This window comes from Bradyrhizobium sp. P2_E8 (assembly GCF_056403875.1).
In genome coordinates this window covers 1-5,677 of sequence record NZ_JBFUES010000471.1, presented here as the reverse complement: position 1 = coordinate 5,677, position 5,677 = coordinate 1, and the positions used below count along the sequence as shown (strand labels likewise).

Genomic DNA, 5,677 nt, shown 5'->3' with positions numbered 1-5,677 from the left:
CGACTACCCCACGCTGATCCAGGTCACGCCGGCGATCAACTACATCGAGCCCGCGGTGTTCACGACGAAACTGCGCTTCGACGTCGCCGGCTGGAATTCGATCAGGGACTACAGCATCGGCATCGTCCGCGGCGTCGGCTCCTCGGAGGCCGGCACCCGCGACATGGCCCGCGTCACGGCGACCACCAGCCTCGAGAACATGATCAAGATGCTCGACGCCGACCGGTTCGACGTGATGGTCACCGACCTCTTCAGCGGACTCGTCGCGGTGAGGAAGCTCAATCTGCAGGCCAGGATCTACCCGCTCTCGCCGCCGCTCGAGCGCATCCACATCTACCACTACCTGCACGAACGTCATCGCGATCTGGTGCCGAAGGTCGGCAAGGTGATCGCGCAGATGGAGGCGAGCGGCGAACTGGCGGCGCTGCGGGAGGCCCTCGTCAAGCGGGTCCTCAACGCGCCGTGACGGGGTCGCTCAGGTCGTGCGAAGCCGTTCGCGTAACGCCACAGCGGCGATCAGCACGCCGACGCACCAGGCCATGACCGCCCGGTGGGGCTCCTCGCCGAGCAGCACTGTGAAGATGCTCGTGAGCAGGCATGGCGCGATCGCCTTGCTGCTCCGGCTCGCCAGCGAGAGCAGGAACGGCAGCGCGGCGATCGATATTTGCAGGACACCCATCAGCGAAGACCGGTCTCGCCCAAGGCCCTAGAAAAGGCTCTAGAAAGGCTTCAGAAGCCGCAGACATTGAGCGCGCGCGGGCGTTTGCCGCGGCGGCTCTCGACGATGCGTTCGCCGCCGTTCTCGGCCGAGCTGCCGTAATAGCGGTGATGTCCGCTCTGGTCGTGCAAATCGGCAGGCTCCGATTGTGCCGCCCGCCGAGCGTCGCAGATGATCTTGATGGTGTGACCCGACATTGCCGCCTCCGATGACCTTTCGTGATCTTGTGGCCATCAGTCGCCTCGGCTTTGGGCAGCGTTCACCCCGCAAGGCGGCAATCGGGTTTCAGGACGGTTTCGTCGAGCCTGCAAGACGCAATATTTTGTGCTTGGGGATTGTCGGGGCGGGCCGCGGTGATAAGTCCTTTGGACGCGCGCAGCAAAAAAGCGAGGTGACGATGCTCTACGCCATCCTGGCCTATCACGTGGAAGACGAGATTTTGTCCTGGACACCCGAGGAGGACGCGGCAGTCGTGGCCAAGGTCATCGAGGCTCAGGCGCCCTTGAGGGCAAGCGGACATTTCGGGCCGGCCGCCCGTCTGGACGAGACCCGAAAGGCCCGCACCTTGCGTGGCCCCGGCGCGGGCGTGGTGCTGGACGGCCCGTTTGCCGAGACCAAGGAGCAGCTTCTGGGCTTCCACCTCGTGGAATACGACACGGACGATGAGGCCATCGCGGCGGCGCGGAGGCTGCGTCAGGTCAATCCGACTGCGGTCTACGAAATCCGCCCGGTCAAGCTTTACGTGCCGTCCGACGGGTTCGGCGCGACACCAGGGTAAGCCGCGGCCTTACGCGCCCGGCTCGGTTCGCGCGACGTAGAAGCGCTGGATCAGCAGCCCGCCGAAGGCGATGAACCACACGAAGGGCGCGACGTGCGGCGCATATGCCGCCACGATCGTGCCCGGGATGAACACGAGCAGCGGAAACAGCGAGGCCATGATCTCGTGGCGCCAGCCGCCCAGGATCGTCCACCACAGCCAGGCATTGAGGCCGGCGATCGCGGTCAAATGCAGGCCGTAGAGCACGGCGACCGCGCTGCTCATGCCGTAATTGGTGTAGAGGCCGTTGGTGACGGGCAGCAGCACGATCGAGAGCAGGAAGAACAGGTTGAGGATCACCGCGCCGCGACTGCCCACCGGCTGGCGCGCCAGCCGGCGGTGATGGCTGATCCAGAACACACCCGCGATGATGAAGCTGAGCGCGAAGCCGGCGAGCTTGCCGGAATAGACATGGGCGAGATCGCTCCAGCCGGGGGCGCTGGTGAACACCGCGGCCTTGGGCAGATCGTAGGCCAGAAGCGTCATGGCGACGCCGAAAATGGTGTTGCTGAGCGACTCCAGCCGCCGCATCTCGAACTGGTCAGGCTTGAGCTCGGTCATGCCGGGCGCGCACTTCTCGGACTGGAACCTTGGGCCGTCTTTTCCCTAGGTGTTAAATCCGGTTCCGTCCAGTCGCATTGCGATTCGCGAGGAGATCGCCGAATCTCACGGTTTCACCGGGGCGATTCGTGGCAGCATATCTGGACACGCTCAATGCGGAGCAGCGCCGCGCCGTCGAGCATGGCGTGGCCGACGGCACGACCGTGGGCGCCCCCCTGCTCGTCATCGCCGGTGCCGGCTCCGGCAAGACCAACACGCTGGCCCATCGCGTCGCTCATCTGATCGTTGCGGGGGCCGATCCGCGCCGGATCCTGCTGATGACGTTTTCGCGGCGCGCAGCGGCCGAGATGGCCGGCCGGGTCGAGCGCATCGCCCGAAAGGTGCTCGGGGAGAACAATGCCGCGATCATGCGCGATGCGCTGACCTGGGCCGGCACCTTCCACGGCATCGGCGCGCGGCTGCTGCGCGAATATGCCGAGCGGATCGGCGTCGACCCTGCCTTCACCATCCACGACCGCGAGGATTCCGCCGACCTGATGAATCTGGTCCGGCACGAGCGCGGCCTGTCCAAGACCGAGAGCCGCTTTCCCGCCAAGGGCACGTGCCTGTCGATCTACTCCCGCTGCGTCAACGCCGAGATGGAGATCGAGAAGGTGCTAGGGGCGCACTATCCCTGGTGCGCGGGCTGGGCGGCCGAGCTGAAGGGCCTGTTCGCGGCCTATGTCGAGGCCAAGCAGGCCCAGCACGTGCTCGACTACGACGACCTGCTGCTCTACTGGTCGCAGATGATGAGCGATGCGCCGATCGCCGAAGAGATCGGCGGACGCTTCGATCACGTGCTGGTCGACGAATACCAGGACACCAACCGCCTGCAATCCTCGATCCTCTTGGCGCTGAAGCCCGACGGACGCGGCCTCACCGTCGTCGGCGACGACGCGCAGTCGATCTATTCGTTCCGCGCCGCCACCGTGCGCAACATCCTGGACTTTCCGCAAAGCTTCTCGCCGCGCGCGGAGATGATCACGCTCGACCGCAATTACCGCTCGACGCAAGCCGTGCTGGCGGCGGCCAACGGCGTGATCGGCCTCGCGCGCGAGCGCTTCACCAAGAACCTCTGGACCGAGCGCACCTCCGCGCAAAAGCCGCAGCTCGTCACCGTGCACGACGAGGCCGACCAGGCCCGCTACATCGTCGAACAGGTGCTGGCCAACCGCGAGCAAGGCGCGCTTCTGAAGCACCAGGCGGTGCTGTTCCGGACGTCCTCGCATTCGGGTCCGCTGGAGATCGAGCTGACCCGCCGCAACATCCCGTTCGTGAAATTCGGCGGCCTGAAATTCCTCGACGCCGCCCACGTCAAGGACGTGCTGGCGCTGCTGCGCTTTGCCGAAAACCCGCGCGACCGCGTTGCGGGCTTCCGCATCCTGCATCTGTTGCCCGGCATCGGCCCCGCAACCGCGCAGCGCGTGCTGGACCAGATGGCGGAGAGCACCGATCCGCTTGCTGCACTCGGCCAGTTGCCGGTGCCGCCGCGCACCGGCGCGGACTGGACCGATTTCGTCCGCACGGTCGCGAACCTGCGCTATTCGGAATGGCCGGCGGATCTGGAGCGCGTGCGGCTCTGGTACGAGCCGCATCTCGACCGCATCCACGAGGAATCCGAGACGCGCCGCGCCGATCTGATGCAGCTCGAGCAGATCGCGAGCGGCTACGCCTCGCGCGAGAAGTTCTTGACCGAGCTGACGCTCGATCCGCCGGATGCGACCAGCGACAAGTCCGGGCCTCCCTTGCGCGACGAGGACTATCTGATCCTCTCCACCATCCACTCCGCCAAGGGCCAGGAATGGAAGTCGGTGTTCGTGCTCAATGTCGTCGACGGCTGCATGCCCTCCGACCTCGGCGCCGGCACCAGCGCCGAGCTCGAGGAGGAACGCCGCCTGCTCTATGTCGCGATGACGCGCGCCAAGGACGATCTCCACCTCGTCGTGCCGCAGCGCTTCTTCACCCACGGCCAGGCCGCCAAGGGCGACCGCCACGTCTACGCCTCGCGCACCCGCTTCATCCCGGAGCAGCTGGTCTATCTGTTCGAGCGCACCGCCTGGCCGAAGGCCGCCGCCGGCGCGGCGCGCACCGCGGCGCAAGGGCCGAAGATCGACATCGGGGCAAAGATGCGCGGGATGTGGCGGTAGCAGCGTCTTGTTTTGACGCGTTTTCTTTACGCGAACCGGTATCCACTTCGCTCGAAAACGCTTTACGCGTTCAGCCGATCGAACTGGACCTTGCCGGCCTTCAGCACCAGCGGAATGTGCTCGCCCTGACCGAGCAGGCAGGCCACGTCGCGCAGCGGATTGCCGTCGACCACCAGCAGGTCGGCTATGGCTTCGGGCGCGATCCGGCCGAGCTTGCCCTCCATGCCGAGCACCTCGGCGCCGATCAATGTCGCGCTGGCGATGACGGCCTGGGGCCCTAGAATTTCGGCGCGGATGCGGAATTCGTCGCTCTGGAGACGCTGGGACGGCCCGAGCAAGTCGCTGCCAAACCCCATCTTCACGCCGGCGTCGCGATAGATCGCGAGCGAACGGAGACCGGCGTCGCGGACATCGGCGATCTTGGCGACGCTCTCTGGCGGCAGGCCATATTGGGCGCCCTCGTTGGCCAGCGCTTCGTAGGTGACGAGCGTCGGCACCACATAGGCCCCCTTCTCGGCCATCAGGCGCGCGGTCGGCTCATCCACGAGATTGCCATGCTCGATGGTGCGCACGCCGCAGCGAACCGCGCGCGCGATGGCGGCGGCGGTGTAGGCGTGGGCGAGCACATAGGTCTGGCGCCCGCGCGCCTCCTCGACGATGGCGCGGATCTCGTCCTCGGAGTAGCCGAAGGCGCCGACCGGATCGGTCGGCGAGGCAACGCCGCCGGAYGCCATGATCTTGATCTGGTCGGCGCCCATCTGGAGCTCCTCGCGCGCCGCCCTGCGCACGCCGTCGACGCCATCGGCGACGCGCGCCAGTGCGCCGACCCGCACGCAGCACGGACATGGTGCATCGCTCGCCAGATAATCCGAGCGCGCCCGCATGTCGCCGTGGCCGCCGGTCTGGCTCAGCGCCCGGCCCGAGACGAACAGCCGCGGGCCGTCAGTGAGACCGGTCTCGATCGCCTGCTTCAGCGCATGGCCGGCGCCGCCGGCATCGCGAACGGTGGTAAAGCCCCGCCGCAGCATGCCGCGCAAGAGCAGCGTCGAGCGCAGCGTTACCAGCACGTTCGGCATGTGCACCTGCTGCGCCAGATTGAGCTCGACCGCCACCGCATGCACATGCAGGTCGATCAGGCCGGGCATCAGCGTCTTGCCCTTCAGATCGATGGTCCGGTCGGCGGTGGCCTGAAGCGGCCGGTCCGAGACCTCCTTGATCAAATTGTCTTCGACCAGCACGTGATGTCCCTCCAGCAGGTCCGGCTGGAGCGGATCGAGCAGAGCGGCGTTCTTGAAGAGGATGCTGGGCATCGCGGCGTCCTGTCAGAAGTGGGCCGGCGCAAGCAGTGCCGGCAAGGTGAGTTGGGCAAAGGGAAGGCACGCGGCGACATCGTCC

Annotated in this window: 7 protein-coding genes; 3 read left to right on the top strand and 4 right to left on the bottom strand. The window is 66.6% G+C overall.

Annotated elements, in window-relative coordinates:
• A partial coding sequence (locus AC1D00_RS23925) for a substrate-binding periplasmic protein (RefSeq protein WP_477012346.1) occupies nucleotides 1-466 on the top strand: 466 nt, incomplete at its 5' end.
• Nucleotides 467-475: 9 nt separating this feature from the next.
• On the opposite strand, the gene AC1D00_RS23920 is transcribed toward AC1D00_RS23925, so the two are convergent.
• Together AC1D00_RS23920 and AC1D00_RS23915 are read right to left on the bottom strand one after the other, a co-directional pair.
• Entirely contained in the window at nucleotides 476-679 is a 204-nt protein-coding gene (locus tag AC1D00_RS23920) for a hypothetical protein (RefSeq protein ID WP_025576798.1), read from the bottom strand.
• A gap of 50 nt (nucleotides 680-729) precedes the next feature.
• Nucleotides 730-915 carry a hypothetical protein gene (locus AC1D00_RS23915; RefSeq protein WP_092191358.1) on the bottom strand — a complete coding sequence of 62 codons (186 nt, stop codon included), beginning with the start codon at nucleotides 913-915 and terminating at the stop codon, nucleotides 730-732.
• 200 nt (nucleotides 916-1,115) lie between these two features.
• On the opposite strand from AC1D00_RS23915, the gene AC1D00_RS23910 reads away from it, so the two are divergent.
• The gene (locus AC1D00_RS23910; RefSeq protein ID WP_135174383.1) at nucleotides 1,116-1,496 is read left to right on the top strand and encodes a YciI family protein; all 381 of its coding nucleotides are present in this window, start codon (nucleotides 1,116-1,118) and stop codon (nucleotides 1,494-1,496) included.
• Nucleotides 1,497-1,505: 9 nt separating this feature from the next.
• Here the strand turns inward: AC1D00_RS23910 and AC1D00_RS23905 are convergent, their stop codons facing one another.
• The gene (locus AC1D00_RS23905) at nucleotides 1,506-2,096 is read right to left on the bottom strand and encodes a TMEM175 family protein (protein WP_404557662.1); all 591 of its coding nucleotides are present in this window, start codon (nucleotides 2,094-2,096) and stop codon (nucleotides 1,506-1,508) included.
• 128 nt (nucleotides 2,097-2,224) lie between these two features.
• Here AC1D00_RS23905 and AC1D00_RS23900 point away from each other — a divergent pair, with 128 nt between their 5' ends.
• The gene (locus AC1D00_RS23900) at nucleotides 2,225-4,282 is read left to right on the top strand and encodes an ATP-dependent helicase (RefSeq protein WP_477012345.1); all 2,058 of its coding nucleotides are present in this window, start codon (nucleotides 2,225-2,227) and stop codon (nucleotides 4,280-4,282) included.
• Nucleotides 4,283-4,344: 62 nt separating this feature from the next.
• Here AC1D00_RS23900 and AC1D00_RS23895 read toward each other — a convergent pair whose 3' ends face one another.
• Entirely contained in the window at nucleotides 4,345-5,592 is a 1,248-nt protein-coding gene (locus tag AC1D00_RS23895) for a metal-dependent hydrolase family protein (RefSeq protein WP_477012344.1), read from the bottom strand.
• Between the last annotated feature and the right edge of the window lie 85 nt (nucleotides 5,593-5,677).